The sequence below is a fragment of the Zhongshania aquimaris genome, from assembly GCF_019312595.1.
GTDB classification, from domain to species: Bacteria; Pseudomonadota; Gammaproteobacteria; order Pseudomonadales; family Spongiibacteraceae; genus Spongiibacter; species Spongiibacter aquimaris.
Map to the genome: position 1 here is coordinate 441,785 of NZ_JAHWDQ010000001.1, position 26,908 is coordinate 468,692.

At 48.0% G+C, this 26,908-nt stretch carries 26 protein-coding genes; 4 read left to right on the forward strand and 22 right to left on the reverse strand.

Annotation, left to right across the window (positions count from 1 at the left end):
* Positions 1 to 177 precede the first annotated feature (177 nt).
* Together trpS and KXJ70_RS02130 are read right to left on the reverse strand one after the other, a co-directional pair.
* Entirely contained in the window at positions 178 to 1,182 is a 1,005-nt protein-coding gene (trpS, locus tag KXJ70_RS02125) for a tryptophan--tRNA ligase (protein WP_219041805.1), read from the reverse strand.
* 118 nt (positions 1,183 to 1,300) lie between these two features.
* Complete coding sequence (locus KXJ70_RS02130) at positions 1,301 to 2,404, reverse strand: tRNA-queuosine alpha-mannosyltransferase domain-containing protein (RefSeq protein WP_219041806.1); 1,104 nt, start codon at positions 2,402 to 2,404, stop codon at positions 1,301 to 1,303.
* Positions 2,405 to 2,509: 105 nt separating this feature from the next.
* Here KXJ70_RS02130 and KXJ70_RS02135 point away from each other — a divergent pair, with 105 nt between their 5' ends.
* A complete protein-coding gene (locus KXJ70_RS02135; RefSeq protein WP_219041807.1) occupies positions 2,510 to 3,304 on the forward strand; it encodes an enoyl-CoA hydratase/isomerase family protein in 795 nt (264 codons plus the stop codon).
* Positions 3,305 to 3,387: 83 nt separating this feature from the next.
* On the opposite strand, the gene KXJ70_RS02140 is transcribed toward KXJ70_RS02135, so the two are convergent.
* The 4 genes from KXJ70_RS02140 to tsaB form a co-directional block, all read right to left on the reverse strand.
* A complete protein-coding gene (locus KXJ70_RS02140) occupies positions 3,388 to 4,689 on the reverse strand; it encodes a M18 family aminopeptidase (RefSeq protein ID WP_219041808.1) in 1,302 nt (433 codons plus the stop codon).
* Between the two features lie 96 nt (positions 4,690 to 4,785).
* The gene (locus tag KXJ70_RS02145; protein ID WP_219041809.1) at positions 4,786 to 5,679 is read right to left on the reverse strand and encodes an NAD(P)-dependent oxidoreductase; all 894 of its coding nucleotides are present in this window, start codon (positions 5,677 to 5,679) and stop codon (positions 4,786 to 4,788) included.
* Between the two features lie 21 nt (positions 5,680 to 5,700).
* The gene (locus tag KXJ70_RS02150) at positions 5,701 to 6,501 is read right to left on the reverse strand and encodes an undecaprenyl-diphosphate phosphatase (RefSeq protein ID WP_219041810.1); all 801 of its coding nucleotides are present in this window, start codon (positions 6,499 to 6,501) and stop codon (positions 5,701 to 5,703) included.
* 25 nt (positions 6,502 to 6,526) lie between these two features.
* Positions 6,527 to 7,210: a tRNA (adenosine(37)-N6)-threonylcarbamoyltransferase complex dimerization subunit type 1 TsaB gene (gene tsaB / locus KXJ70_RS02155; protein WP_219041811.1), complete on the reverse strand. Its 684-nt coding sequence runs from the start codon at positions 7,208 to 7,210 to the stop codon at positions 6,527 to 6,529.
* Positions 7,211 to 7,388: 178 nt separating this feature from the next.
* Here tsaB and mobA point away from each other — a divergent pair, with 178 nt between their 5' ends.
* Positions 7,389 to 7,973 carry a molybdenum cofactor guanylyltransferase MobA gene (mobA, locus tag KXJ70_RS02160; protein WP_219041812.1) on the forward strand — a complete coding sequence of 195 codons (585 nt, stop codon included), beginning with the start codon at positions 7,389 to 7,391 and terminating at the stop codon, positions 7,971 to 7,973.
* A 72-nt stretch (positions 7,974 to 8,045) separates the two neighbouring features.
* On the opposite strand, the gene KXJ70_RS02165 is transcribed toward mobA, so the two are convergent.
* From KXJ70_RS02165 to adk, 3 genes are all read right to left on the reverse strand, one after another.
* The gene (locus KXJ70_RS02165) at positions 8,046 to 8,984 is read right to left on the reverse strand and encodes a histone H1-like repetitive region-containing protein (RefSeq protein WP_255558163.1); all 939 of its coding nucleotides are present in this window, start codon (positions 8,982 to 8,984) and stop codon (positions 8,046 to 8,048) included.
* 106 nt (positions 8,985 to 9,090) lie between these two features.
* On the reverse strand, positions 9,091 to 10,089 hold the full coding sequence (gene hemH / locus KXJ70_RS02170) for a ferrochelatase (protein ID WP_219041813.1): 999 nt from the start codon (positions 10,087 to 10,089) through the stop codon (positions 9,091 to 9,093).
* 105 nt (positions 10,090 to 10,194) lie between these two features.
* Positions 10,195 to 10,842: an adenylate kinase gene (gene adk / locus KXJ70_RS02175; RefSeq protein WP_219041814.1), complete on the reverse strand. Its 648-nt coding sequence runs from the start codon at positions 10,840 to 10,842 to the stop codon at positions 10,195 to 10,197.
* Positions 10,843 to 11,248: 406 nt separating this feature from the next.
* Between adk and KXJ70_RS02180 the strand changes: the two genes are divergently transcribed.
* The gene (locus KXJ70_RS02180) at positions 11,249 to 11,584 is read left to right on the forward strand and encodes a type 1 pili tip component (RefSeq protein ID WP_219041815.1); all 336 of its coding nucleotides are present in this window, start codon (positions 11,249 to 11,251) and stop codon (positions 11,582 to 11,584) included.
* Between the two features lie 51 nt (positions 11,585 to 11,635).
* Here KXJ70_RS02180 and mazG read toward each other — a convergent pair whose 3' ends face one another.
* From mazG to cysM, 3 genes are read right to left on the reverse strand one after another with little or no spacing between them, the layout of a single operon-like run.
* Positions 11,636 to 12,445, reverse strand: a complete 810-nt coding sequence (gene mazG, locus KXJ70_RS02185) for a nucleoside triphosphate pyrophosphohydrolase (RefSeq protein WP_219041816.1) — start codon at positions 12,443 to 12,445, stop codon at positions 11,636 to 11,638.
* A 3-nt stretch (positions 12,446 to 12,448) separates the two neighbouring features.
* Complete coding sequence (relA, locus tag KXJ70_RS02190; RefSeq protein ID WP_219041817.1) at positions 12,449 to 14,680, reverse strand: GTP diphosphokinase; 2,232 nt, start codon at positions 14,678 to 14,680, stop codon at positions 12,449 to 12,451.
* 46 nt (positions 14,681 to 14,726) lie between these two features.
* Positions 14,727 to 15,632, reverse strand: a complete 906-nt coding sequence (gene cysM, locus KXJ70_RS02195; protein ID WP_219041818.1) for a cysteine synthase CysM — start codon at positions 15,630 to 15,632, stop codon at positions 14,727 to 14,729.
* Between the two features lie 204 nt (positions 15,633 to 15,836).
* On the opposite strand from cysM, the gene KXJ70_RS02200 reads away from it, so the two are divergent.
* Positions 15,837 to 18,461 carry an ATP-binding protein gene (locus KXJ70_RS02200; RefSeq protein WP_219041819.1) on the forward strand — a complete coding sequence of 875 codons (2,625 nt, stop codon included), beginning with the start codon at positions 15,837 to 15,839 and terminating at the stop codon, positions 18,459 to 18,461.
* Positions 18,462 to 18,505: 44 nt separating this feature from the next.
* On the opposite strand, the gene recO is transcribed toward KXJ70_RS02200, so the two are convergent.
* From recO to rpoE, 10 genes are all read right to left on the reverse strand, one after another.
* The gene (gene recO, locus KXJ70_RS02205; protein WP_219041820.1) at positions 18,506 to 19,234 is read right to left on the reverse strand and encodes a DNA repair protein RecO; all 729 of its coding nucleotides are present in this window, start codon (positions 19,232 to 19,234) and stop codon (positions 18,506 to 18,508) included.
* On the reverse strand, positions 19,234 to 20,157 hold the full coding sequence (era, locus tag KXJ70_RS02210; RefSeq protein WP_219041821.1) for a GTPase Era: 924 nt from the start codon (positions 20,155 to 20,157) through the stop codon (positions 19,234 to 19,236). The genes recO and era overlap by 1 nt, the downstream gene beginning before the upstream one ends.
* Entirely contained in the window at positions 20,154 to 20,831 is a 678-nt protein-coding gene (rnc, locus tag KXJ70_RS02215) for a ribonuclease III (RefSeq protein ID WP_219041822.1), read from the reverse strand. The genes era and rnc overlap by 4 nt, the downstream gene beginning before the upstream one ends.
* A gap of 2 nt (positions 20,832 to 20,833) precedes the next feature.
* Positions 20,834 to 21,205, reverse strand: a complete 372-nt coding sequence (locus tag KXJ70_RS02220; protein WP_219041823.1) for a DUF4845 domain-containing protein — start codon at positions 21,203 to 21,205, stop codon at positions 20,834 to 20,836.
* 15 nt (positions 21,206 to 21,220) lie between these two features.
* Positions 21,221 to 22,276 carry a signal peptidase I gene (gene lepB, locus KXJ70_RS02225; RefSeq protein WP_219041824.1) on the reverse strand — a complete coding sequence of 352 codons (1,056 nt, stop codon included), beginning with the start codon at positions 22,274 to 22,276 and terminating at the stop codon, positions 21,221 to 21,223.
* 15 nt (positions 22,277 to 22,291) lie between these two features.
* Positions 22,292 to 24,091, reverse strand: coding sequence for a translation elongation factor 4 (lepA, locus tag KXJ70_RS02230; RefSeq protein ID WP_219041825.1), 1,800 nt, complete (start codon positions 24,089 to 24,091; stop codon positions 22,292 to 22,294).
* An 89-nt stretch (positions 24,092 to 24,180) separates the two neighbouring features.
* Positions 24,181 to 24,672 carry a SoxR reducing system RseC family protein gene (locus tag KXJ70_RS02235; protein WP_219041826.1) on the reverse strand — a complete coding sequence of 164 codons (492 nt, stop codon included), beginning with the start codon at positions 24,670 to 24,672 and terminating at the stop codon, positions 24,181 to 24,183.
* Positions 24,669 to 25,589: a MucB/RseB C-terminal domain-containing protein gene (locus KXJ70_RS02240; RefSeq protein WP_219041827.1), complete on the reverse strand. Its 921-nt coding sequence runs from the start codon at positions 25,587 to 25,589 to the stop codon at positions 24,669 to 24,671. The genes KXJ70_RS02235 and KXJ70_RS02240 overlap by 4 nt, the downstream gene beginning before the upstream one ends.
* A 1-nt stretch (position 25,590) precedes the next feature.
* Positions 25,591 to 26,172, reverse strand: a complete 582-nt coding sequence (locus tag KXJ70_RS02245; protein WP_219041828.1) for a sigma-E factor negative regulatory protein — start codon at positions 26,170 to 26,172, stop codon at positions 25,591 to 25,593.
* The gene (gene rpoE / locus KXJ70_RS02250; RefSeq protein ID WP_219041829.1) at positions 26,169 to 26,765 is read right to left on the reverse strand and encodes an RNA polymerase sigma factor RpoE; all 597 of its coding nucleotides are present in this window, start codon (positions 26,763 to 26,765) and stop codon (positions 26,169 to 26,171) included. The genes KXJ70_RS02245 and rpoE overlap by 4 nt, the downstream gene beginning before the upstream one ends.
* Between the last annotated feature and the right edge of the window lie 143 nt (positions 26,766 to 26,908).

The window sequence follows — 26,908 nt, forward strand, 5'->3', positions numbered from 1 at the left end:
TGATGAAGCGCTTCTCTCAGCTCTGGTATTTAATAAATACGCAATAGCTGACACTGAACTGAAGTCGATGTCCATTTGGCTTACCCGCCAAATGGACATCGTGTCATCACCAGAAAAAAAAACGGTTCCCACCATCAGCCCCGTCGGCACTTCCTTTGTGTCGACACGTTAAAGCGCTTACTTAAACGCGGCCAAACCAACAGCTTTTCGAACCGCAGCCAGCATTGGCGCCGCTTGCGATCGAGCTTTCTCGGCACCTTTTTTAAGCACTACCTCCAAGTACTGACTGTCTTCAAGAATAGCCTCATAACGCTCGCGAGCGGGGGCTATATGTGAGTTAATTAATTCAAAAAGCTCCTTTTTTGCCTGTCCCCACGCTATACCGTCAGCAAATTTTTGACGCATATCGGCCGTTTGCGCAGGCGTTGCAAAAGCCTGCCAAACTTCGAAGACAGTCGATTCGTCAGTATTTTTTGGCTCACCCGGCTCTAAAAGATTGGTTTTGATTTTATTGATGTGTTTCTGTAATTTTTTCTCAGGCAGAAACAAGGGGATGGTATTGCCGTAGCTTTTACTCATTTTACGACCATCAAGCCCACTTAATACGGCAACATCATCAACTACCGCTTCTGGAAGAACAAAGGTGTCGCCGTAAAGATGATTGAAACGCTGCGCCATATCACGCGCCATTTCAATATGCTGAATTTGATCACGCCCCACCGGCACTTTACTCGCGTTGAACATAAGTATGTCGGCGGCCATTAATATCGGGTAGCTAAACAACCCCATCGTGACACCAAAATCGGGATCATCACCGTTTTGCTCATTGGCTTGCACCGCGGCTTTATAGGCGTGCGAGCGATTCATTAAACCCTTTGCGCAGACGCAGGTCAGAATCCAGCTCAGTTCAGTTATCTCGGGCACGTCAGATTGACGATAAAAGGTGCTGCTGTCTGTGTCCAAGCCCAGTGCCAACCATGTCGCAGCAATCTCGCGACTGGATTGATGCACCATTGCTGGCTCATGGCTTTTTATAAGCGCATGGTAATCGGCAAGAAAAAAGAAGGCGTCAAATTCGCCGCGCTTACTCTCGGCAATCGCAGGTCGAATTGCGCCGACGTAGTTTCCCAAATGCGGTGTTCCGGTTGTGGTAATGCCGGTGAGTACCCGCTGCTTTGCCATAGTATTTTCCTGTTTATGTCGGCTGCGAGCGAACAATATTCTCTCAGCGTGTAATAAAGGCGCTTATGATACTGGCTCGCCCCAACGCTGTCAGTATCCACCTAAGTTCAAACAATGCTTACGAGCTTAGCTCTTCAAATATACTCAAGTATTTCGGTGCTAAAACATCCCAATCCAACATCGATATATCGACCGAGGACAATCGCCCCGCCTTTTTTTGCACAAGGAGCTCAGCTAGCTTTGCGCAACAGGCCGCCGCTTCCTCAGTAAGATTATCACTGCTCTGGTAACGGTACTCCGCATTAAACCACTGCGGGTAGCAAAGGCGATCTGGTACCAGCGGAACACAGCCTGCCGCAACCGCTTGCAAGACTGACAAGCCCTGAAAGTCATGAATAGCGGTAGATAGGGCAATATCACAGCTCGCCAAAACTTCAGCGTACTGAACCGAGTCTGCTACATAGCCCCACTGTGCCAACACTAAATTATCGCTCGCTGATAGTATTGTCTCGATTTGCTCAAATTCGTCAGGGGAGTTTCGAAACTGTTGGCCAGCGATATAAAAGTCGATAGCCAAGCCCTGCCGTTCGCACTCTTTGACTAGTGCTAATAGGCGATCCGGCCCCTTGTCGTACTCCCAGCGATGATTCCATAAAACTTTCAGCCGAGCTCCGGCGGATAGTCTTCTCGGGGCATTGAGGTCGAGGTCGATACCCACTGGTAACACGTCGCAATTTGCCAAGCCGGCAGCAACCTCCGCGCGGGGCGCGAAATCAGGTAAGCGTGCCATTAGGGTATCTACACCGCTTAAAAATGTGCTGCGATTGTATTCGCTGTTAAACAGCACTCTGTTGGCTGCTAAGGCAGTATACAAATTCAATATCTGCGGTTCGACGCTGTCGCGCTGCAGCGCGCTTTGCGGGTAACTAAATTGATTCTCATGAAAATACACCGCCGTCGGAATTTGGCAAAGCGCCGGCACTAAGCCGCGCAAGGCAGATAGATCCGTCATTGACGTTGCTAGAACCACGTCATAAGCGGCACTTAACACCTCTCCTTGTTGCATTGCCCAAGTCAGACTGTTACCACGGATGCGCCAACTGAAATAACGGGCGGGCAAACTCAATACTGTCCACTCGATATTTGATAGATGCGCCATCAGACCGTCCAGCCAGCAGCGATGGCTGTCTGCATGGTAGGCCGACAAGACCAATATTCTCATTCGTTAAATATCCATTGGTGAAACGATAGTTTTGTGAATTGACGCATGATTACCGCTCCATTACCCTCTTCGCCTTAATACAATTACCGGGATCACACTACCGCTATGCGCGAATACAATACCTTACAGTGGGAAAATACCAACGGCATTGCCAAAATCACCTTAAATCGCCCCGATGCAGCAAATAGCGTCAATTTAGAAATGGCGCAAGAGTTGATGCATGTGGCAATGGTGTGCGATGAAGATAGCAGTATTCGCGCAGTGATTCTCACCGCCACTGGCAATATGTTTTGCGCAGGTGGCGACGTCCCTAGTTTTCTTGCGGCGGGCGACGATGTCGGGTTACTCCTTAAGGATGTAACCGCTTGCCTGCACTCAGCTAATGCCCGCTTCGCGCGTATGGCAGCCCCACTTATTGTCGCTATCAACGGCACCGCCGCCGGTGCTGGCTTTAGTCTCGCAGTATCTGGCGATATTGTAATCGCCGCTGAAAAAGCAAAATTCACCATGGCCTATACGGGTATTGGCGCTAGTCCCGACGGCGGCTCCAGTGTTTACTTACCCAGATTAATCGGCTTGCGCCGTACCCAGGAGCTTATGTTAACGAACCGCGTTCTTTCTGCTCAGGAAGCACTAGACTGGGGATTGCTGACAAAAGTTGTTGTCACAGAAGAGCTCATGAGCGAAGCGGAAGCGCTTGCCAACAAACTCGCCAGCGGCCCGCAAATGGCGCACGGCCAAATCAAGCAGCTGTTGCTTGGTAGTTATTCAAATTCCCTGGAAACCCAGCTGGAAATAGAAAGTCGCGGCATAGCCCGGTGCGTTAGCAGCCCAGAAGGACGCGAAGGCTTGCTGGCGTTTTCTGAAAAGCGCAAACCCGATTTCAAGTCAGTAAAGTAGTTCGCAAGCGCCGTTGAAAATCGGGGTGACCTTCAACGGCCGCTGCTTTCAATGGCGCTCCACTAGCGACAATCAAATACCAATTAATCCGTGCCTGAAACGGAGTCCAGTTGGAAATATGCGGCCAGTACTTTCGTCAAATTAAACGCATCCTGACTGCCCGCCAACTCTCTAATCGAGTGCATAGCAAAGGTCGGCACACCGATATCCAAGGTCTTCACACCAATTGCGGAGGCCGTCAAGGGCCCTATCGTGCTACCACAGGCCATATCACTGCGAACTACAAAGCTTTGCACTGGCACGTCAGTTTTCACGCACAGGCGGCGAAATAACGAGCTAGTTTCACTGTTTGTCGCATAACGCTGGTTCACATTGTTCTTAATCACCGGGCCGGCGTTTAGGAGAGGGCCGTGATTACCATCATGCTTATGACTAAAATTGGGGTGTATGCCGTGGGCATTATCCGCTGAAATCATCATTGAATTGGCAATTGCGCGCTGCCAAGAAACTTCATCACCCGCTATTCGACGCAGCACCGACTCTAACATAGGGCCTTGTGCACCCACCGCGGACTGGCTGCCCACTTCTTCGTGATCATTGCACACCAACACCCTGTGCTCGCCGCCACCTGCCGCTAGCAAGGCCTCTAGGCCGATATAACACGACAGCAAATTATCCAGGCGAGCACTGGCAATAAAGTCTTCATTCCAACCCACCATCGCCGACGGCTGACAATCGTAAAAACTCAGTTCAAAATCGAGCACCTTAGCAATATCAATGTGTTCTTGACGAGCCAGTTCCACGGCAAGCATATCGCGAAAATCCTGCGAGTTTTCGCTTTGCAGTATCACGACCGGAAGGTCTTTTTGCGGATTAACCGAATGCGCATTATTGGCTTCGCGATCGAGATGAATCGCCAGGCTGGGGACAACGCCGACCGGGCGATTAATATTAATTAAGGCGCTACATAACTGCCCCTGCGTACTCTCGTAACTTACCCGCCCAGCCAAGCCGAGATCACGATCAAACCACGGGTTGAGTAAGGCGCCGCCATACACTTCAACACCAAGTTGAAAATAACCCTGACGATGTAACTCTGGGCTTGGTTTTACTTTTAAATTTGGACTGTCGGTATGCGCACCTACCATTCGCCAACCGCGCTCTTGGATCGGATTTTTACCGCAGTGAAACGCAACAATAGAAGACCCATTACGAATAAGGTAATACCCCTTACCCGCCTCCAACTTCCAATCATCACGCTCATTCAGCGCGATATAACCCGCATTAAGTAAACGCACCCGCATCTCTTCAACGGCATGAAATGGTGTCGGGCTGGCATCTAAAAATGTGCGCAAATTTTTATTAAACAGATTCATCTCAGACATTAGGGCTCCGCTGAATAACTAGAATATTTTTTGTATCGACAAGAGCGCACAACGCGGACGCCGCTATGGCGAAAACAGCTTCGAATACAGAGTTCACTAAACCTTTCCATCGCACTGATCTGGCCTCGAACTTTGCAACGCAAGTAATAAGCTGGAAGTATCTTTACGCCCGCCACCTAAATTCTGAACCTGGGTATAAAACTGATCAACTAATGCAGTTACTGGCAAGTTGATTTTGCGCTTACGCGCTTCATCCAATACGTAGCCGATATCTTTTCGCATCCAATCAACCGCAAAGCCAAAATCGAACTCATTGGCTAACATGGTTTTCGCGCGATTATCCATCTGCCAAGATTGCGCTGCTCCGCCGCTAATAACATCGATAACCGCAGGCATATCTAATCCGGCCTGTTCACCGAAGTGCACGCCCTCGGCCAAGCCTTGTAACAAGCCAGCGATACAGATTTGGTTTACCATTTTTGCGAGCTGCCCAGACCCCACCGGCCCCAGCAGCTGAAAACGAGTCGCATACGCAGCAAGAATTGGCTCGATGGCATTAAACGCTGTTGAATCACCACCTGCCATCACCGTCAGGCATCCCTTCTCTGCGCCAGCTTGGCCGCCGGAAACCGGGGCATCAATAAAGTGAAGTTGACGTTCTTGCGCGGCGTCTGCCATGTCTCGGGCAAGACCCGCTGATGTTGTTGAGTGGTCTACGACAATGCCGTTAGCTGGCATTGAATCAAAAACACCCTGCTTTTCGCATAATACCGCTCTCACGTCTTCGTCGGCGCCCAAACACACGGCGACAACTTCCGCTTCGGCAACCGCTTCTGCGATGGTTTCGCTCGCGTCAACGCCAAACTCCGCGGACCATTTTTGTGCTTTCTCTGTGCTGCGATTAAAAACCGATACGGAGTACCCAGCACGACATAAATGCCCCGCCATGGGGTAGCCCATTGTACCTAAACCAATAAACGCGACTTTCATTGACCGTAACCCATTTCAGATTTAAGACGCTAGGACGGCGAATAAGACGCCCGCTAGTAAGACACGATAGATCGCAAACGGCATCATCCCCATACGCTCAACCCAACGCATAAAAACATGAATACAGGCGTAAGCAGTTAGCGCAGATACCGCCGCACCAATGGCTAGATAATTCCACGCCACCGGGTCACTACTCTCAATCAATTCCAATAATTTATACGAACCTGCCGCGGCGATAATTGGCATAGATAGTAAAAACGAAAACCGTGCTGAATCGCTGCGATTAAGCCCCAGCATCAGTGCCGCCGTGATGGTAATACCCGAGCGAGAGGTACCGGGAATAAGAGCGATGGCCTGAGCAAGGCCAATGATAATGGCAATACGCAGGCCGATATCCGCCAGCTGCTTGCCATGTTTAGCATAGCGATCAACCACACCCAGCAGCACCCCAAATACCAGCGTAGTACTGGCGAGAACGTAACCGGACCGCAAATGCGCTTCAATAATGTCGTTGAAGATCAGCCCCGCCAACACAGCGGGAATCGTCGCAACGATAACCATCCAACCCAAACGGCTATTTTCCGTTTGCTGCTTAGACACCAGGCTAACAATCCAATCGCCCAAGATCGCAGCGACTTGTAGACGGAAATACCACAACACCGCCAACAGAGACCCGACGTGCACCGCCACATCAAAGGCGAGGCCTTGGTCTTCCCAGCCCAGCAGGGTTTGCGGCAGAACGAGATGACCGGAGCTGGAAACCGGAAGAAATTCTGTTAATCCTTGAATGGCGGCAAGAATTACCGCTCGTAATGAATCCATCGTCATCAACGCCCTAGAGATTTATTTAAGATTTTTGCCACGCGACGCTGTCGCGCAGGTAAACCGGTTGCGCCAACTCCGCAGTCACGTACTCACCGCGCTGAAACGCCAATGTCGCCAGTTTAAGCACCGCCTGAGCGCGGGGGTAAACATCGATATCGATGCTATTCAAAGCGCCGTCCACGGTAAATCGCGAAATATAATTCCAACCATTACCAAATCCATATACCGAATTTTCGCCCGCAATGACCGATATCGACTCAGGTGAACGCAGGCTATCCGCAGTTAGCGGTTCGGCAATGCCATTGCGATAACAATACTCGCCCCAATATACCTCGTCCATTCGCGCATCTAGGCTCGGTAAAAGTACGTTGCCCTCAGCTAAGCCAAGCCGATCAGCCTCGCCCTGAGCGATTGCCTGCAATGTCGACACCGCGACAACCGGCTTGTCTGCTGCAAAAGCAAGGCCCTGAACTAGACCCGCGCACACGCGTAAGCCTGTAAACGAACCCGGACCCGCAGAAAATCCAATAGCATCCAAATCAGCTACACCAATGCCATAATCAGATAATATTTGATCAACCATTGGCAATAAATAGCGGGTGTGAGCTCGAGGTAAAAGGCGAAAATCTTCACTTTCTTTGCCGTTATAGATCAGCGCCACAGAACATGCTTCTGTTGAAGCCTCAATCGCGAGTAAACTTGTCATTAAATCTGCCGTTGAGCGGGGTTACTATTCAGAGTTTTCATGCGGCAGAATAATAACATAAGGCACATCGCGGGGTTTAGCGGAGTTATCCACGGTCACAAAAATAGCATCAGCAGAGGGGATGCCCAAACGTCAACAGCCCCTAGACCGATCTAGATGTTTCAAACTGGGAATAAACATGTCAAAAAATAGTATCTGCGCAAGAGAGGTTACCGCACTTATTTTAGCCGGCGGCGAAGGTCGCAGAATGGACGGCCAAGACAAGGGCCTACTTACCTGGCGGCGGCGCCCACTTATCACATATATGTTAGACGTCATTCCCAAAGACATTGCTCACCTCATTATCAGCTGCAACCGCAACATCGAACAATACAATGCCTATGGTACAACAGTGCAAGATACTAACTACGAGGGTCCTTTAGCCGGTATCTACGCGGCAATGCAAATTGCTAACACCTCCTACTTACTAGTATTGCCCTGCGATAGCCCCTTAGCCCCACTAGACATTTACGAACAATTAGCGGTGTCGCTAACCTCAAACAATGCCGACATTTGCTACGCACATGATGGCGAACGAGAACAATATTTATTTGCACTAATAAGAATACAGCTAAAGGAATCTCTTCAAGAATATTTAGAAGCGGGTAATCGACAAGTACATCGTTGGTATGAGCAGCACAAAATCGTAAAAGCGGACTTCCGCGGGCAGCAATTTGCATTTAAAAATTGCAATAGCCAAGCCGATTTGGCAGAACTAAATTAGACAACTTAATAAGCAGATATTAAAAAGGAGGCTTTCGCCTCCTTTTTAATTCAAAGCAGAATAATCAAGTGATTATTCTGACTTCGGTGCCTCTACTACAGCTGGTGTAACAACGGCTGCTGGCGCTTTTTTCGCCGGAGCTTTCTTCGCAGGTGCTTTCTTAGCTGGAGCCTTCTTGGCTACTGCTTTTTTAGCCACTGCTTTTTTGGCCGGCGCTTTTTTAGCGACGGCTTTCTTAGCTGGCGCCTTTTTTGCTGCTGCTTTCTTAGCTGGAGCCTTCTTGGCTACTGCTTTTTTAGCCACTGCCTTTTTGGCCGGTGCTTTTTTAGCTACGGTTTTCTTAGCTGGCGCCTTTTTTACAGCTGCTTTCTTAGCTGCAGCCTTTTTGGGTGCTGCTTTTTTGGCGACGGGTGCTTTTGCACTTACTTTAGCAACGGCAGCCACTTTTGGGTCGCTAATCTTAGCACTCATCTGTTTTACTGCTTGCTTATGCTTAGCAACCAATTTTTTCTCAATAGCTGCTAACTTCAGCTTATTTGCAGCCAAACGCTTTTTCTTGAAGCGCTGTTCAAACAACTTAACTGCCTTCGCCAAATCTGCGTCAGCTTTGCTAGCCAGTGCAGTAGAACGCTCAGCAATTTTTTGCTGAACTGCGGTTTCCGATGCCTTAATGCGAGCCAGGGCTTTAGCATTGGCAACAGCTGCTTTAGTAGCTGCAGCCTTGGCACGAGTTGCTTTCAATTTTGCGTTAAGTTTGTCAGCTGCAGCAGCCGCACGCTTAACTGCATTTTTATCAGCAGCACGTGAAGTTTTCTTAGCTGTTGCACGAGCAGCATCAACTTTGGCTTTTGCCGCAGCAAGCGACTTGCGCTCTTCTGCAACCATTGCCTCAACCTTTTTCAAACCCTCTTCGGCTTTCGCTACAACAGGGTTTGTTAAGATTGCATTTTTAGCTCGCGGCTTGCGCTTGGCTGGCACTTTTTTCACACTGGTTTTACTAGCTGGCATCATTTATTCTCCTTGACGATTACGATGCTGGTATTTATGGCAATAAAAATAGCACATAAAATAACCAACGCAAAAAAAAGTCTTTTAATTAATGCCTTTTTCTTAATATTTATCGAAAATTTACGTTTTTTTCTTCCAAAAAAGACCTACAAAGAGAAATTAGGAGATTTTGGTGCGCCTCACCGTCATTTAGACATGGAATATAGCGAAGCTCATTTCCGCCATTTTCGACAAAAAACTCACGCGCCTCGCCTGCAATTTCTTCTAGCGTTTCTAAACACTCAACAGCGAAAGCCGGACAGATAACATCTAAAGTTTTGCTGCCATTCCGCGCAAGACTGATCACGGTTTTATCAGTATATGGTTGCAACCATTCCGCCTTGCCTAAACGGGATTGAAATGTACTTATCCACTCGCCGTCAATAAGACCGAGTTCAAGTGCTAACGCCTCGGCAGTCTTTTCGCAATGCGCCTGATACGGATCCCCTAATTCAACATTGCGCTTAGGAATACCATGAAACGACATCAGCAATAATTCAGCTTTGCCGTTTTCAGACCAATGCTGACGAACCGTACTCGCCAACGCTGAAATATATGCAGGATGATCATAATAGCTTTTCACCCAACCCCACTGCGGTATATCCCTAATCGCAGAAAAGGCTTTGCAAATTTGGTCATGCACCGCAGCGGTTGTAGTTGCCGAGTACTGGGGATATAAAGGAACAAAAAACAATCGCTCGCACCCAAGATCGATCAATTCGTCGATAGTGCTAGCAATACTGACATCACCGTAAGTCATCGCTAAACGCGTATGGATATCGGCATCTGGATAATCTACCTCCAACTTTCTGCCGGTACCATCTACTAAGCGCTGCGAGAAATAGCGCAGAGGCGATATATCATTCATCCACACCTGTTTGTAATTGCGCACCGCACGGGGCGACCTAAACGGCAGGATAATCAAATAAAGTATCAACACCCAAATGACACGCGGCACCTCTACCACCCGTGGATCCGATAAAAACTCACGCAGAAATTTTCTTACCGCCGCCGTATCCGGTGAATCAGGTGTGCCCAAATTGATAAATACGATGCCTGTTGATTTCATTTCAAGTCTACTGATGTTTTGTCGATATACGAATTATCGCTACAATTCGATTAATTAAAACAAAAAAGGCACCCGGAGGTGCCTTTTTTATTTGTGATCCGATTTTCACGAATCGAGGGCGCTGAACACCCGCTGAGTAATTTCGGCAACGCTACCGACCCCTTCAATACGAGAATACTTAGGAGCTTGATCGCCCGTTAAGCTACCGTAAAAAGAAACCAGTGGTTTGGTTTGCTCGTGATAAACATTCAGACGATTGCGAACGGTATCTTCCTGATCGTCCTCTCGCTGAATTAGCTTCTCTCCGGTGACATCATCAATACCTTCTTGCTTCGGCGGATTGTATACGATGTGGTACGTTCTGCCCGACCCTTCGTGACTGCGGCGTCCACTCATGCGCATTACGATCTCTTCGTCGGCGACGGCAATTTCAACCACATGGTCAATAATCACCCCAGCACTAATTAAGGCTTCGGCCTGAGGAATAGTGCGTGGAAACCCATCAAACAAAAACCCATTTTTGCAGTCATCTTGGGTAATTCGCTCTTTAACAAGGCCGATAATCGTCTCATCTGACACCAAACCGCCAGAAGCCATTACCGCTTTTACCTGAAGCCCAAGCGGTGATCCCGCCTTTACGGCTGCTCGCAGCATATCTCCAGTAGAGATCTGCGGAATCGCAAATTTTTCAGAAATGAACTGAGCCTGAGTGCCCTTACCTGCCCCAGGTGGCCCTAATAATATAACGCGCATAGCGGGAAACTCCCCAAAAGGTTACGAAATCATAGCCTGCAGCGTAGGGGCCGCCGCAGCAAAAGCGCACAACGATACACAGCAATGGCCCGCCACACAAGACTTGCCGCCCTACTAACCACTATAGATAGCCGCTGAAATAGATAATTAGAGGCTATTTAAGTGCTTGCAGTCGCAATTGCTGTGCCAAACCTACGGCCCATGCTCGAAAATTATACGCATACTCAAATTAGCTACTAAACTGAAATAGCGGCAGAGATAAATGGTGGGTAAAAGCACAGAATAGTTCCACGCTGTCTCACAACACTATTTACGCCATTCATGCTAGCAAAAACATACACTAAATAGGTATTATTTCTTGGCAGGCAACATTTTCTACAAGGCCTCAAAAGACAGGAAGCTATTTATGAAAGTGCGAGAATTATTATCGTTATGGGAACAAACAGCTGCTGGTACCCTAACTGCAGACAGCTATGATGTGCGACTTTCTATTAAAGATGCCGCCAGATTAAATGCACTGGCAGAACTATATCCGCGTCGTAATATAGAAGAGCTCATCACGGACCTGTTGACCGCCGCTCTCGATGAGATGGAAAGTGTCATGCCCTACCAGCAAGGCTCAAAGGTAGTGGCCTTCGACGAGCAAGGTGACCCTCTCTATGAAGATATCGGCCCTACACCGCGCTATCTGTCTTTGACTGAAAAGCATCTCAGCCGATACAAGCGCTTAGACAATCATTAACTACTAGGCCGCACTCTGCGCCCGGGCTTTTAAACCGATGCGCAACACAAATTAGAGGCCGGCGGCCTTGGCCTCATTCCAAAACAGATCTAACTGGGGGTCTACGGTCCCGCCTTCCCCAGAAACTCCCATTTCCTTACAACGCTGCTCAACAAACCGAAACCGTCGCTCAAATTTTTTGCTCGCATTTCTAGTTTCGGTTTCGGCGTCAAGACCGAGATGGCGACTTAGATTCACGGCAGAAAAAAGCACATCACCCATTTCATCGGCAATGGCCGCTGCCTCACCGAGAGCTATTGCTTCTTCAAGCTCCTCAAGCTCATCTCGCAATGAGGTAATTACATGAGAGAGCTCACGCCAGTCAAAACCACTTTGTGATGCACGTTTTTGTAATTTCATAGCTCTAGTTAGTGCTGGCAGCGCCTGCGGGACATCGTCTAGGACACTGTGTTGTGATTTTTGCTGGCGCTCGTCTTGCTTGATCTCCTCCCAACGCGCCTTAATCGCCGCATCATCAGGAGCTATGGTGGCTCGTCGCGAGGTTAAGCTTCCATCTGGAAATACATGTGGGTGGCGTCGCAACAATTTTTCGACGATATCATTCACGACATTTGAAAAATCAAAACTGCCTTGTTCAGATGCCAACTGACTATAAAAAATCACTTGGAATAATACATCACCCAGCTCTTGCTGAACCTGCGCTGAGTCACCTTGCTCTATGGCGTCCACTAACTCATAAACTTCTTCTAATGTATGCGGAACCACTGTAATTGGGGTTTGCTTAAGGTCCCAGGGACAACCCGTTAGCGGATCACGTAACCTCACCATCAGATATTGCAAATCCGCGATCGTATAACTCACCTATCAGCTCTCCCGTATGCGCTTCACGCTTACGACATTCGGTAAACCGTTCAAGCGGCTCAGTACATCTGACAATGTCGCAAGATCTCGTATTTCTAACCTGATGTTCATCGTTGCCATATGGTTAGCGGTATCCGTGACGGTATTAAGTGACACGACATTGACCTTTTCAGTAGCCAATTGCATCGTAATATCGCGCAACAAGCCCTGGCGATCATAGGCTGTCAGCTCTATATCGACAGGATATGTATCAATTTGTGCATCAGCCCAATCTACGGCAATAATCCGCTGGGGTTCTACGCTTTGTAGCTGAAGTAATTTATTACAATCTTGGCGGTGAACACTGACGCCACGACCTACAGTGATATATCCAGAGATCGCCTCACCCGGCAAAGGCTTACAGCAGCGCGCAATGTACGTCATCAAATTGCCGACGCCGCTAATCCGTACCTGACTACCGTCGTTACCTTTGCTACTTGCAGGCCGCAATCTCAGTATCGACTGACTATTGTCTTCATCTCGGCCAGCAAGGTTATTTGCAGCACGTATCAACTGGAACATGCTAATTTCGCCTGCGCCAACCGCCGCGTACATGTCGTCTACACTCGCGCAATGCATTTGATCAGCGAGAAATTTGTAATCAATACTATTTAAAGCAAGGCGTTTAAATTCTTTATCTAAAAGCGCGCGACCAGCAATAATATTGTCTTCTTTTGCCTGCTGGCGAAACCAGTGCTGAACCTTAGTTCTCGCCCGAGATGTTTTTAAGTATCCGAGGTTACTTTGCAGCCAATCCCTGCGCGGCTCGCTGTCTTTGCCGGTAAGAATCTCTACTCGTTCGCCGGTTTTAAGCGTGTATGTTAATGGTACAATTCGGCCATTAACCTTTGCACCCCGGCAGCGATTGCCCACTTCGGTGTGTATATGAAAAGCAAAGTCCAGCGGTGTTGCGCCATTTTGTAAGTTCACCACGTGACCATCTGGAGTAAAGACATAAACCCTGTCTTGTGCACGCGTAAACTGTTCGGCAACGTCGCTGTTACTGCCACTCTCCTCATGCCAGTCAAGAACCTGTCGCAACCACGCAATTTTTTCATCGTAGCTGTTTGTGGTTTTGGCACCGCGGTCCGTTCCCTTATACATCCAGTGAGAACACACCCCAAATTCGGCTTCATCATGCATGGTGCGAGTGCGAATTTGAATTTCCAGCACCTTGCCATCTGGTCCAATTACAGCTGTGTGTAAGGAGCGATAGCCATTTTCTTTGGGATTGGCGATGTAATCATCAAACTCGTTGGGAATATTGCGCCACAGCCCATGCACCAAACCTAGGGCGGCGTAGCAGGACTTCGCATCTGGCACCAATACTCGCAATGCACGAATGTCATACACCTGCGAAAAGCCAATGCCTTTGCGCTGCATTTTTCGCCAAATGCTGTAAATATGTTTCGCTCGACCAGCAATATCAGCCTGAATATTGTCGGCTTTAAGCGCTTTATCCAGAATATCAATGGCATCTTCGATGTAGTGCTGGCGATCTAACCGCTTTTCATCCAGTAATTTGGCGATCTTTTTATACGCCAATGGCTGTAAATAGCGGAAGGAAAGGTCTTCTAGCTCCCATTTTATATGCCCGATCCCAAGCCGGTGAGCCAAGGGCGCATAGATATCAGCGACCTCTCGAGCAACCCGGTAACGCTTGTCCGGCTTATTCTTGACGGAGCGAATTGCAGATGTCCGCTCAGCAAGCTTGATTAGCGCAACGCGCACATCATCAACCAGCGCGACCAACATTTTTCGAATCGTTTCGCTCTGCGCCTCTGACTGCCCCAGAACCGGCGTATCGAGCTCAGCATTCACTTTTGAAATAGCTGCCATGCCCAGTACACCGTCGACCAACTTTGCCACCGGTTTACCAAAATGCTGTTCAAGTTCAGCGAGGCTAAGCCTGTTTTCCCGAACCGCCCTAAACAGGGTTGCGGCAATTAAGCTATCCTGATCAAGATGAAGATCAGCTAATATCTCCACCATTTCTAATGCGGTGTAAAAGCTACTTAAATCTTCACCACCCGCAGTGGACAATTGCTTTGCCGCGCACTGCTCAGCCAGTTCAAAAGCGCGCTGAAGCTGGTCGGTATGAATAACTTGGGTATCGACAGGTAATCGCGCAATCCACGCAGCAATATCAACGTGTCCACCTTCCAACCGCGGAAAGTCTTCCCTTACCTTTACCATCGCTGATTGCCCACTGCCATATACATCCTAAAAAACTCGTATTCGCTCAATTAGCCAAAGACGCATCAAAAACACCAGTAGATAAATATCGATCACCGCGGTCGCAAACAATAGCGACAATCAGCGCATTTTCAACCGTCTCACTGACACGAAGTGCCCCCGCAACAGCGCCGCCCGATGACACACCACAGAAAATACCTTCTTGTGCCGCCATTGCACGCATCGTGGTTTCCGCGCTGCGCTGGTCCATATCAATGACACGATCAACGTGAACAGCGTCATATATACTGGGCAGGTAGGCCTCAGGCCAGCGTCTAATTCCAGGAATACTTGAACAACCGTCGGGTTGCAGGCCAATTATCTCAATAGCTGAATTTTGTTCTTTCAAGTACCGGGAAACCCCCATAATGGTTCCCGTCGTCCCCATCGAGCTAACAAAGTGCGTAATACGCCCGTCGGTTTGACGCCAAATTTCCGGCCCTGTTCCCTCGTAATGCGCCTGAGGGTTGTCGCTATTAGAAAATTGATCAAGTACCTTCCCCTCGCCCTTCGCCTGCATCGCCAAAGCCAAGTCTCGAGCCCCTTCCATGCCGGAAGCCTGCGAGACCTCGACTAATTCAGCGCCATAGGCAGCCATCGCCAATTTACGTTCCGCACTCATGTGGTCAGGCATAATCAAGATCATCTTATAGCCCTTGATGGCGGCCGCCATAGCCAGGGCTATGCCGGTATTACCACTGGTAGCTTCAATCAAGGTGTCACCGGGGGTGATGTCGCCCCGCTGCTCTGCTCGCAGAATCATACTCATGGCCGGGCGATCTTTAACCGATCCAGCAGGGTTATTGCCTTCTAGTTTGACCAAGATTGTATTACTGGTCGCGCCTCCCAAGCGCTGTAAACGCACCAATGGGGTGTTGCCAATAAACTGATCAATCGTCGGAAACTCTTTCATAAATACAATCTGTGCCCAGTAGATAAATATCGCCTGCTGATTTTAACACTTTTAGCATTACCACTTACGTAGTAATTTAGGTTCTAACTTTGCAAACCTATCTTCAAGCCTCATGGCAGCGGCCGCAATTTTCGGTCATGATAATAACACCGCAACAGTAAAAGGCTCCACCAAGCGATGCGCGCTCGATTGGGAATAAGAAAATTGATCTTGGTTATGGGCCTGTTACCCATTCTCGCTTTATCAGTGGCGCTAAGTGCCTACCTGATGTTCAGTCAGATAAATGAACTGCATAATCTGATGACTGAGCGGGCCAAAACCTCAAGCCAACAACTCGCGGTCCTCACTGAGCATGTGCTAGCAGATGGGCATCATGACACTCTCGCCCATATTACTACCGCATCACTAGAAGAAACCGCAGTAAAGGCAATCGGAATATACTCCGCCGATAGGCAGCTCATTACCCACGCGGGCCCAAAATCTAACTTATCAATTACGGCTATACGCCCTGGCGAGCAAGAAGCTCAGTACCAATTGTTAGACGACGGAATGATAATCCGTCAGCCCATTGTTTCTCCTGCTATTAATACATCAGCGGTGTCACCGGTAGTAGGCTGGATCGTCATGCAATTTGACTGGCGTCACTTAAAAATACATCTATACCAAACGCTATTATTAGGCACTGTTTTTTTGGTGCTTGCGTTTATTATGTGCGTCAGCCTGACGAGTTACATTAATCAATCCTTGGCATCAGACCTCGCCACTCTGCGTCAAACCATTCGCAAGATGGCAACGGGCCCCAAAAACTTCCACGCCCACATACCCGAAAATGGCGAATTTAACGAGATTGCCGAAGAGCTCAATCAACTCAACAATGCGCATCAAAGAGAGCTACAAGAACTTCAACGAAATGTTGAACAAACTAATATCGACCTCCGAGAGACGCTAGAAACGGTGGAGGTTCAAAATATCGAACTAGATTTAGCACGTCGCGAAGCCGTGAATGCAAGCCGCATAAAATCAGAGTTCTTAGCCAACACCAGCCATGAGATTCGCACGCCATTGAGCGGCATAATCGGCTTCAGTAAAATTTTGCTAAAGTCGGAACTAGAAATTCGGCAACGCGATGCCATCGAAACAATACACAACTCTGCCAATAGTTTGCTTACTATCATTAACGATATATTGGATTTCTCTAAGTTAGAAGCGGGGAAGCTGGTTTTAGACAATGCCCCAGTCAACCTTCGTGAAGCCGTGGAAGATACCCTGCAACTTCTCGCTCCTAGTGCCAATGAAAAAAAACTGGAATTTGTATTAATTATCCAGGAAGGAACACCCGAAACTGTCTTCGTTGACGGCCTCCGTCTGCGACAAATCCTGACCAACTTAATTAATAATGCCATTAAGTTCACACCGGCAGGACACATAAAAATCGCCATTTCAAGCAATCAAATAGATGAAAATAATGTCAGCCTTACGATTCAAATTAGCGATACCGGTATCGGCCTATCCAAGGACCAACAGCAGGAAATTTTCAAAGATTTTAGTCAAGCCGATGCGTCAATTACCCGGCAATACGGTGGCACCGGCTTAGGCTTGGTGATCGTAAAAGGCCTAGTGGAGCAGATGGGTGGAGAGATCGGTATTGTTAGCGAACCAGGCCATGGCGCCACGTTCTGGTTTACTTTAAATCTGTCTCCCTGCAGTAACGCCATCAAGCTTCGTGAATTTAGCGTATTGAAGGGTAAATCACTCACCCTGTACGACACGAGCGAGTTGCACTATCAAGCACTTAACTCGCTATTTTTATCGTGGGGACTCAATGTTCAACACTGCACCAATATACGAGATTTAAAACTTGCCGATTACTATGTTATTAGCGTCGATGCACGCACAGATTTAAGCAAACTACTCCCAGAGGTCACTCAAGCAGCCGTGATTATCACTGACTATAACGAGCAATCTAGGGACGACACTAAACACGTTTACTTGAACAAACCTTTTTCTCATATAAAGCTATTTGACGCGCTTTATAAAGGCTTTGAGTACACCACCAAAAAGCAAAGCCAAATCCCAAGCTTCCCCAACGCCAATATTCTTGCCGTGGATGACAACCCATCAAACTTACATATTTTGGGAAATTTTATGGCTGATATGGCGATCCATACCCACTTTGCTCAAAATGGAGCAGAAGCGCTTCAGCAATGTCGCGAAAAAACCTTTGATCTCATTTTTATGGATATTCAAATGCCGCAAATGGACGGCATCGAAACCAGCAGACAGATCCGAAACAGCGGATTAAACACCGACACACCGATCATCGCCTTGTCCGCTTACTTATCGCCTGAAAACCCATCGCAGCTGCGTAAGGCAGGTATAAATGACTACTTTAGCAAACCAATATCCGAGTCTCAGCTCGCCACCCTACTCAGCAAGCATCTGAAATTACCCATTGTAAATGATGACTTAGATACTCCTAGACCCGTAGATATTGGCGAATGCCTTCGTCTAACAAAAAATAGACCACAGCTGGCGGCTGACATGCTTGGGATGCTGTTCGAAGCGCTACCGCAACAGCGGCAAGACTTGGTAAACGCAGCGCAAAAAGGTGATCAGGAAAGGCTTCGCACTATCAATCACACCTTAAAAGGAGCTTGCTGTTATACCGGCACACCTTCACTAAAAAAGCAGGTTTTAGCATTTGAACAACTGCTTGAAACCGCAGAAAACGGAGTAGACGGACAGGACGTATCCGCTTTAATTAATGCGATAGACGACTTATTGCACTGGCAGGATCAACACGACTTAAACGTGGTCTTTGAAGCTTGATGTTGCAGATCACAATTTACTATTTGAATACATAGCAATCAAACTCAGAGATCCACTTTTGTCGACACCCCACTATTAGCGAATAATGCCCTACTTTGCAGTGGTTTGTCGCCAAGCAAGGGCTGCAATAATTGGCGGCTTAATTTTTTTGCTGCACGTAAAGTGGTGTCATTATATTCATCGACCGCCAACTGTAATAAATCGGCCCCAGAAAAGATAAGCCCCGGCGCATCCCTTGCTACGTGTACAAAGCCCTCTCCCGCATCAAACCTGTAATGCGCATCAGAATGCACAGCCTCGCCATTGTGGGCGCAAAACGTCAAATTCACGCCGTAGCCTAAGGACTCTAAAAGACCAAATTCGAAACGTCTCAGTGTTGGCTCCAGCGGCGCATCGCGCTCAAGCTCACTCAAGCAATGGGTATAACTGAGGAATACATCAGGGTGCGGGTCATGTCGGTAGAGCAAGCGCTCTAACAATTCATTCATATAAAACCCGCAGTATAAAGATCGGCCTTTTAAGGCGTAACTGCGTTGATGTTGCGCATCGAGCAAAGATTTTAGTTCCCCTCGCCCCTGCCAACTTACCGATACTAAATTTAAAACCTGCAGTGCCGCACGCCACTGCTGTCGCGAGCGACTCCCCCCCCGCAAACCTTTCGCTACACAGGTAAAACGACCGTGGTCTAAACTAAATAACTCAACAAGAGCACTGGTATCGCGGTATGGTCGCAAATGCAAAACAAAACACGGCGCGCCATCTACCCTATTCATTACTTTTTAAAGTCGTTATAACCAAGGCTGCGCAAGGCGCGCTCATCATCAGCCCAACCGGATTTCACTTTCACCCACAAGCGCAACATCACCTTGTTATCAAAGGCAATTTCCATATCTTTACGAGCTTCTGTACCAATTTGACGAAGGCGACTGCCCCCCTCACCGATGATAATTTTCTTTTGGCCGTCCCGCTCAACCAAGATCAAGGCACTAATTTCTAGCAGTCGAGGTGACGCTTTAAACTCTTCAATCTCAACAGTCATTGAATAAGGGATCTCTTCCCCCAATTGACGCATAATTTTTTCGCGCACCAACTCTGCCGCTAAAAATCGTTCACTGCGATCAGTAATTTGATCCTCAGGATACATATGGGCATTTTCAGGCAAGAACCGCGCAATAACGGCTTCTAACTCTTCTCTATTATGACCACGCAAAGCGGATACAGGTACCACGTGATCAAAGGTATGTCGTGCCTGTAGCGTTTCAATCATGGGCAAAATTTGCCCTTTATCGTCGAGACGATCAACTTTATTGATAACTACTATCACTGGGCATCGCGCATTTTTTAGATTGCGCAGAACCAGCTCGTCGTCATCCGTCCACCGGTCTCTATCCACCAGGAACAGGACTAAATCGACATCCTTCATCGCCGAGCTTGCCGCACGATTCATATAGCGATTCAGAGCCTTTTCTTCTTTGAGATGCAAACCCGGTGTATCAACATAGATAAATTGATTCGCACCCTCCGTCTTTATCCCCAGTACTTGGTGCCTAGTAGTCTGTGGCTTGCGCGACGTAATACTGATTTTCTGACCCAAGATATGATTCAACAACGTCGACTTCCCAACATTAGGGCGTCCAACTATGGCGATAAAGCCACAGCGTTGGGTATTGTTGTCGTTTACTACATCGTTACTCATTCGGCATCCTTTAAGGCGACCAGCACCTTGTCAGCAGCAGCTTGCTCGGCCTTGCGACGGCTGCTACCCGAGGCCGATATCGTTGATTTCAACAGCGATACCGAACAGCTCACTATAAATGTTTGTTGATGATCGGCGCCTTCCGTTTCGAGAAGCTGATAATCAGGCAATGGCAGCTTTCGCGCCTGTAAGAACTCTTGCAGCCGCGTTTTAGCATCTTTATGACTAGATTCTGGGTTGAGCGCCACAAGTCGAGATTCAAACCAGGACAAAACCCGTTCGCGGCAGGTATCAAAACCTGATTCAATGTAAATCGCGCCTATCAGCGCCTCAACTGCATCTGCAAGGGTTGAATTACGGCGATGACCACCGGTATTCTTTTCGCCAGCGCCTAAGCGCAGAAAACTGCCTAAGTCGAATTCTGTGGCCAGTTCAGCCAAGGTCTTACCGCTGACTAACAAGGCGCGTATTCGACTGAGTTCTCCTTCCCTAAGATCTGGAAAGCGACGATATAAGGCCTCAGCAATGATCATATTGAGCAGGGAATCACCCAAGAACTCAATTCGTTCATTATTATTTGCACTGAAACTGCGATGAGTAATGGCCATTGCAAGCAAGGACTCATCTTTGAATTGGTAACCGATTCTCTGGCAGAGCTCGTCAGGAGTTTTCAAACTTAACTCCGAGGCACCACAAACAGTGCTTCATCAAATCGAACCACTGCGTCGATATTAAACATAATCGGCGTTCTCTTTTCGTAGCGAGCATCAATAACAACACCCTTTTTATCATTGCCGATTTTGATATCGCGCAAAGAAATCGCCTCTACACGATTGGTGATAAAGCGACTAGATAAATCGCGACGAATACCGGCTGGGGTTGGATCCTCATCCCGGTCTTCAGTAACGACGTCATTAATAATCCGCGTCAATGTCCAATAATCCACATAAATCGGCATTAATTTTACGGCAATCGTCGCAAAGATGATCACCGATCCTAAAACCAAAAATGCGGAAATCATCCCCATACCAACTTGCTTTTTTCTCATGATTTCGCCCTATCGCTAACGTATACGACCAACACGATTAAAATTAGGTAACTCTTTAAAGGAGTGCCAATGCATCCAAATAGCAAATGCCTGCCCTACAATATTTTGCTCTGGCACCTGCCCCCAAACTCGACTATCGCTACTATTGTCACGGTTGTCACCCATCATAAAATAGTGTCCAGCCTCAACGGTAGTGACAAAATCACCTCGGTAAATACGCTTATCATGGTGTATCAAATGATCAACATTACCCAATTGCTCACTTAAGATCTGTGTCACCGGCTGCAACGGCGGTACTTCTGCAATCAGTGTCCGCTGGATTAAATTACCATTGATAAAAAGCTGTTTATTAACATAGCGAATTTCATCACCGGGTAGGCCGACAACACGTTTGATAAAATAGCGGCTGTCGTTCGGCGGGAAAAACACCATCACATCACCGCGCTTCGGCTCGCCAACTTCAAGAATTTTCGTGCCAATAACCGGTAGACGTAATCCGTAGTTAAATTTATTCACCAGAATATAATCGCCAACTTCTAGACTAGGTACCATCGACGCCGACGGAATCTGAAACGGCTCAATCACGAAGGAGCGCAAGACCAATACCACCAATAATACGGGAAAAAATGATCTCGCATTTTCGGCAATGGGCAGCATTCCACCAAATTCAGATTTTAGAGAATCTTGGTCCTGTTTTACAAAGTAGGTTATGTAAACGGCAACATTTCCTGCGTTTACGTAGGCCTGGCGAGCCTTTTCAAATACAAAACGATCTAAACCAGCAATGATGCCGGCAACAATCGTTAACACGACTAAGGCAAGTGCGAAATCTCCGTCCTTAAGCAATACAACGCTTGCAATCCACGCGAACCAGGCAAAGACGACTAAACGGTATGTCCACTCAAGCCAGCCCGGTAATACTTGCTGACGCAAGCTATCTGCATCGCTTGCCGTGCGTTTTTCTGCACACCACTGCAGCGCTTGCTGCATTTGCCGACGGCCTTTTATTTCTTGAATCAACCAAACGACTAACGATATAGCCGCAACTACCATTAGAATCAAATTCACCATGCGGCTATTCTTCCTTTAGCTATCAATTTTAAGTACGGCCAAAAACGCGGTCTGTGGAATTTCAACATTGCCCACCTGCTTCATGCGTTTTTTACCCGCTTTTTGTTTTTCTAGTAGCTTGCGCTTGCGGGACACATCACCGCCGTAACACTTGGCTGTTACATTTTTCCGCAATGCCTTTACGGTTTGCCTGGCAATAACGTGCCCGCCAATCGCAGCTTGAATCGCAACATCGAACATCTGCCGAGGAATTAACTCCTGCATTTTATCAACTAATTGCCGGCCACGATTTTGAGCTATGTCACGATGCACAATTAGCGCAAGGGCATCTACTCTATCGCCGTTAATCAAGACGTCTAACTTGACTAAGTTTGCCGCTTCAAAGCGATCGAAACTATAGTCCAAGGATGCGAAGCCACGACTCACGGACTTAAGTCTATCAAAAAAGTCTAGCACCACCTCACTCATGGGAATTTCCCAATTTAGTGAGACTTGCTGACCTAGAAATTGCATATCTTTTTGAACACCGCGCTTTTCAGCACACAAACTAATCACGTTACCCAAGTGCTCTTGTGGCACAAGAATATTCACTCTCGCAATTGGCTCTCGAGTCTCTTCAACCTCACCGGGATCTGGCATCGACGAGGGATTATCAACCATCACCACCTCGCCATTCTTCTTCAGCACCTCATAGATTACGGTCGGCGCAGTGGTAATTAAATCAAGGTCATACTCACGCTCCAAACGCTCCTGAATGATTTCCATGTGCAGCGTGCCAAGAAAGCCACAGCGGAAGCCAAAACCGAGTGCGTCTGAACTTTCTGGTTCATAGAACAAAGACGCATCATTTAGAGTTAGCTTACTCAAGGCAACTCGAAAATCTTCGTAGTCTTCTGTCGACACCGTGAACAATCCCGCATAAACCTGCGGTTTCACCTTTTTAAAGCCAGGCAGTGATGCAACTGTTGGCGTAGATGCGTGGGTAAACGTATCGCCAACAGGGGCGCCGTGAATATCTTTGATACCCGCTATAACAAACCCAACCTCACCGGCGCGCAATATGCCTGTCGCGGTTTGCTTGGGTGTAAAAATACCGCACGAGTCCACGACTTGCGACTTACCAAGAGACTTAGTAATTATTTTATCGCCACGTTTGAGCGTGCCGTGTTTAACACGTACCAAGGAGACGACCCCCTGGTAATTGTCGAACCACGAATCAATAATCAAGGCCTGTAACGGTGCGTCTGGATCGCCAACCGGCGGTGGAATCTTGGCCACCAAATGCTCTAAAGCATCAATAATACCCATGCCCGACTTAGCTGACACCGCAACAGCCTCACTGGCATCAACACCAATAATCTCTTCGATTTCATGCTTTACCTTATCAGGATCAGCTTGCGGCAAATCCATTTTATTTAAGATAGGCAGTACTTCTAAGCCCTGCTCTATCGCCGTATAACAGTTGGCAACCGACTGGGCCTCCACGCCTTGCGCGGCGTCAACAACGAGCAGCGCACCCTCACAGGCAGCCAGTGAGCGCGATACTTCATAAGAAAAATCGACGTGGCCAGGGGTATCAATAAAGTTAAGCTGGTAGGTTTTGCCGTCAAGAGCGGTGTAGTTAAGTGTGACCGACTGGGCTTTGATGGTAATACCGCGCTCGCGCTCGATATCCATTGAATCCAATACCTGAGCTGACATTTCACGTTCAGTCAAACCGCCACAGGTTTGGATGAACCGATCAGCTAAAGTAGATTTACCGTGATCAATATGAGCAATAATTGAGAAATTGCGAATTAAATCGAGACTAGACACGCTCGGCTTGCACCTCAGAGAAACTAAATTGATGGAATTTCAGAGGCGCGATTGTATCGCAAAGCCACAGCTCTAGGCTATGAATAGACTCACTCAGAATGGGGACTAACGGTAATAGCAACAGAATTAGTTGCGGCGGGGGTAAATTTAGCCACCACAGTTGCTTGATATGCCGGTTTATTCTGAATATACATGGCGTGAAGCCGAACTAAAGCCATGCCAAGCAAGAAGCCTCCTAATGCACCAAGCGCCGCTGCAACGTCGCCAGACGCATAATTGGATACTAGCCCCATACCAGCAATCATGGTGATCAAAGGCAGTAAATACACCATCATAGCGCCACCTATCAGTGCACGCTCGGGAATACTAATTTCGACTTCATCGTTTAAATGGAAAGTATCGACAGACAGCGAGCCTAGCAAGACCCGCAATTGATTTCGGCGACCATCAGTGAACTTATTCATTAAGCCCTGACCGCAGCCCTTTTGGGCCGCGCAGCTGCCACAGGTACTGCGTCGAATGGTTTCTACCCACAGTGCCTTATCTTCAATTCCGACAACGCGACCTGCTTCAGTAATCACCGCGGCTCCCAGCTCAATGATTTTGCGACCTGCTTAGCCGTGAGCATTGGCACCTCACCCACTACCGTAGCAAACATGCCATTTTCGGGGAAAGCCACCGTGTAGCTAACTGACGCACCGCGGCGCATTCCACCTTCGCTTACGCTTATGGCATCAGATTCCGTTTTCAATAAGGGCTCAACAAACACTGACATCACCGCAAGACCATCAGTATAGGTCAGCGCAGCGTTTTCTTCGCCAGTGTCTTTTAAAGGAGTAAAACCGGCAGGAATCCAATTTGGTCGCCAAACCCGAATTCGTGCGGTCGTCGCGCCCGCTCCGAGAGCAACATGTTTATGCTCTACTTCAATGGCACCATCAACAATCAACTCGTCATCAGGAATATTCAGATCGAGCATGACGTACTGAAAGCGCTCAAGCACCTTTCTCTGCTGGTTCACAATATCTGAACGGAGTAATAAACCGGTTTCTTTATCTAAAGACAAGGTGTAGCCCAGCCTGTAAACATCGCGGGGCTTTATTGACAAGGTCACTGTATCGCGGCCCGCTACACGGCCTTCACCCTCAATATCAACATCATAATAGCGATAAAACCCCTGCTCCTCATCGGCGTTGACTAGACGTATCAACTGAGGTCCCGGATGGACGCAATTTATATCGTGGCCGTGATGAACTAAGTCTTGATGGTCACCATCTAGTGACTCCAAGGCCTCGAACTCTTTGCCATCATGAACGGTATGGGTAATTCGATAACTACTTAGCTGGTCGCCCAATTGATAGGTCACAATGGCGCGATAATTAAGCTCACGATGACTGTGTGTCATCTTATTTAGTAGTTCACTACCTGAATCTAAGCTAAAAACGGGGGCACTAGCTAAAACAGCAGCTAGCGCCGCACAAGTGAGCCGAACGATCACGCTATTCAGACTCCTGCGACACTACGCGTGCGTAGGAAACCATACCTTGCCCGTTATTAAATGCCGCACGGTCCGTATGTTTACGCAAATATGCCTCGAAACGCTTACGCGCCTCAGCGTCATTATTTAGCAAAGGACCGGCAGGTGACGCTTGCGCCTGAGCACTTACCGCAACACCGCCCACTGTGGCAGATGATGTCTGAGCAGGATAGACACGACCACTGACACCATTATTATCGGCAACCATTTGTGATGAGCCACCAAACATATTGCTACCAAGCGAGCCAACAACTACTACTGCGGCAACACTAGCTGCAATAGCGAGCCCTGAAACCGCCTGCTTCCAGCCTGTTCCCACACTATTAATGAGCTCATCGCCCTCAATCTCTGCCATCACTCGAGCTGAGATATCCCAATTCATATAGGGACTAACCTCATTCTTAAGTATTTGCTGAGATCGGTGCAAATCAGCCCATTCTGTGCGAATTGCGTGTTCATCGGCACTCAAAATACGACGAAGCTCAAGCTCGCTGGCTTCGCCATCCATCAATGCAGATAGGGATTCTCTGACGGTATCGTTCATACTTCCACCTCTTCGCCACTTATCTGGGCTTTAACTCGCAGATCGACTGCCTCTCGGGCGCGGAAAATACGCGACCGAACCGTACCGACCGGACAATCCATTACCGATGCAATATCTTCATAACTCAGGCCATCGAACTCACGCAGGCTAAGTGCCGATCGTAAATCCTCTGGTAGAGCTTTTATAGCGTCCTGTACCACTTTCTTCAACTCCGCGCCGTACAGTTGATTTTCCGGGGTTTCAATATCTTTCAGACCAGATGGTCCCTCAAAATATTCCGCGTCCGCAACATCAACATCTACACCGGGTGGACGACGATTTCGTGCTACAAGATAATTCTTTGCAGTATTAATCGCTATCCGGTAAAGCCACGTATAAAAAGCACTATCACCCCGAAACTTAGGCAGGGCACGATACGCTTTTATAAACGCCTCCTGCGCCACATCCTGAATTTCGTCGTTATCTTTCACGTAACGTGAAATTAAGCCGAAGATTTTGTGCTGATACTTGAGCACGAGCATATCAAATGCGCGTTTATCGCCTTTTTGTACCCGCTCAACTAACTGCTGATCGGTTTGCTTAAGCTCGGCCATATTGCCTCACCGCAAGCCATTCGGCAGCATCATTTGAGTAGACCGCCGAGGCTAAAAGAAGTTCTGTCATCGTATCCCTTTTCAGCGTGTAAACCGCTTTATGCGGTGACAACGCAGGCAAATATTGGTAAGGCGACTTTCTA

Excerpts from the sequence above, each read along its gene's own strand:
- trpS (WP_219041805.1), bottom strand. The coding sequence starts at position 1,182 with ATGGCAAAGCAGCGGGTACTCACCGGCATTACCACAACCGGAACACCG.
- KXJ70_RS02130 (WP_219041806.1), bottom strand. The coding sequence starts at position 2,404 with ATGAGAATATTGGTCTTGTCGGCCTACCATGCAGACAGCCATCGCTGC.
- KXJ70_RS02135 (WP_219041807.1), top strand. The coding sequence starts at position 2,510 with ATGCGCGAATACAATACCTTACAGTGGGAAAATACCAACGGCATTGCC.
- KXJ70_RS02140 (WP_219041808.1), bottom strand. The coding sequence starts at position 4,689 with ATGTCTGAGATGAATCTGTTTAATAAAAATTTGCGCACATTTTTAGAT.
- KXJ70_RS02145 (WP_219041809.1), bottom strand. The coding sequence starts at position 5,679 with ATGAAAGTCGCGTTTATTGGTTTAGGTACAATGGGCTACCCCATGGCG.
- KXJ70_RS02150 (WP_219041810.1), bottom strand. The coding sequence starts at position 6,501 with ATGGATTCATTACGAGCGGTAATTCTTGCCGCCATTCAAGGATTAACA.
- tsaB (WP_219041811.1), bottom strand. The coding sequence starts at position 7,210 with ATGACAAGTTTACTCGCGATTGAGGCTTCAACAGAAGCATGTTCTGTG.
- mobA (WP_219041812.1), top strand. The coding sequence starts at position 7,389 with ATGTCAAAAAATAGTATCTGCGCAAGAGAGGTTACCGCACTTATTTTA.
- KXJ70_RS02165 (WP_255558163.1), bottom strand. The coding sequence starts at position 8,984 with ATGATGCCAGCTAGTAAAACCAGTGTGAAAAAAGTGCCAGCCAAGCGC.
- hemH (WP_219041813.1), bottom strand. The coding sequence starts at position 10,089 with ATGAAATCAACAGGCATCGTATTTATCAATTTGGGCACACCTGATTCA.
- adk (WP_219041814.1), bottom strand. The coding sequence starts at position 10,842 with ATGCGCGTTATATTATTAGGGCCACCTGGGGCAGGTAAGGGCACTCAG.
- KXJ70_RS02180 (WP_219041815.1), top strand. The coding sequence starts at position 11,249 with ATGAAAGTGCGAGAATTATTATCGTTATGGGAACAAACAGCTGCTGGT.
- relA (WP_219041817.1), bottom strand. The coding sequence starts at position 14,680 with ATGGTAAAGGTAAGGGAAGACTTTCCGCGGTTGGAAGGTGGACACGTT.
- cysM (WP_219041818.1), bottom strand. The coding sequence starts at position 15,632 with ATGAAAGAGTTTCCGACGATTGATCAGTTTATTGGCAACACCCCATTG.
- recO (WP_219041820.1), bottom strand. The coding sequence starts at position 19,234 with ATGAATAGGGTAGATGGCGCGCCGTGTTTTGTTTTGCATTTGCGACCA.
- era (WP_219041821.1), bottom strand. The coding sequence starts at position 20,157 with ATGAGTAACGATGTAGTAAACGACAACAATACCCAACGCTGTGGCTTT.
- KXJ70_RS02220 (WP_219041823.1), bottom strand. The coding sequence starts at position 21,205 with ATGAGAAAAAAGCAAGTTGGTATGGGGATGATTTCCGCATTTTTGGTT.
- lepB (WP_219041824.1), bottom strand. The coding sequence starts at position 22,276 with ATGGTGAATTTGATTCTAATGGTAGTTGCGGCTATATCGTTAGTCGTT.
- KXJ70_RS02245 (WP_219041828.1), bottom strand. The coding sequence starts at position 26,172 with ATGAACGATACCGTCAGAGAATCCCTATCTGCATTGATGGATGGCGAA.
- rpoE (WP_219041829.1), bottom strand. The coding sequence starts at position 26,765 with ATGGCCGAGCTTAAGCAAACCGATCAGCAGTTAGTTGAGCGGGTACAA.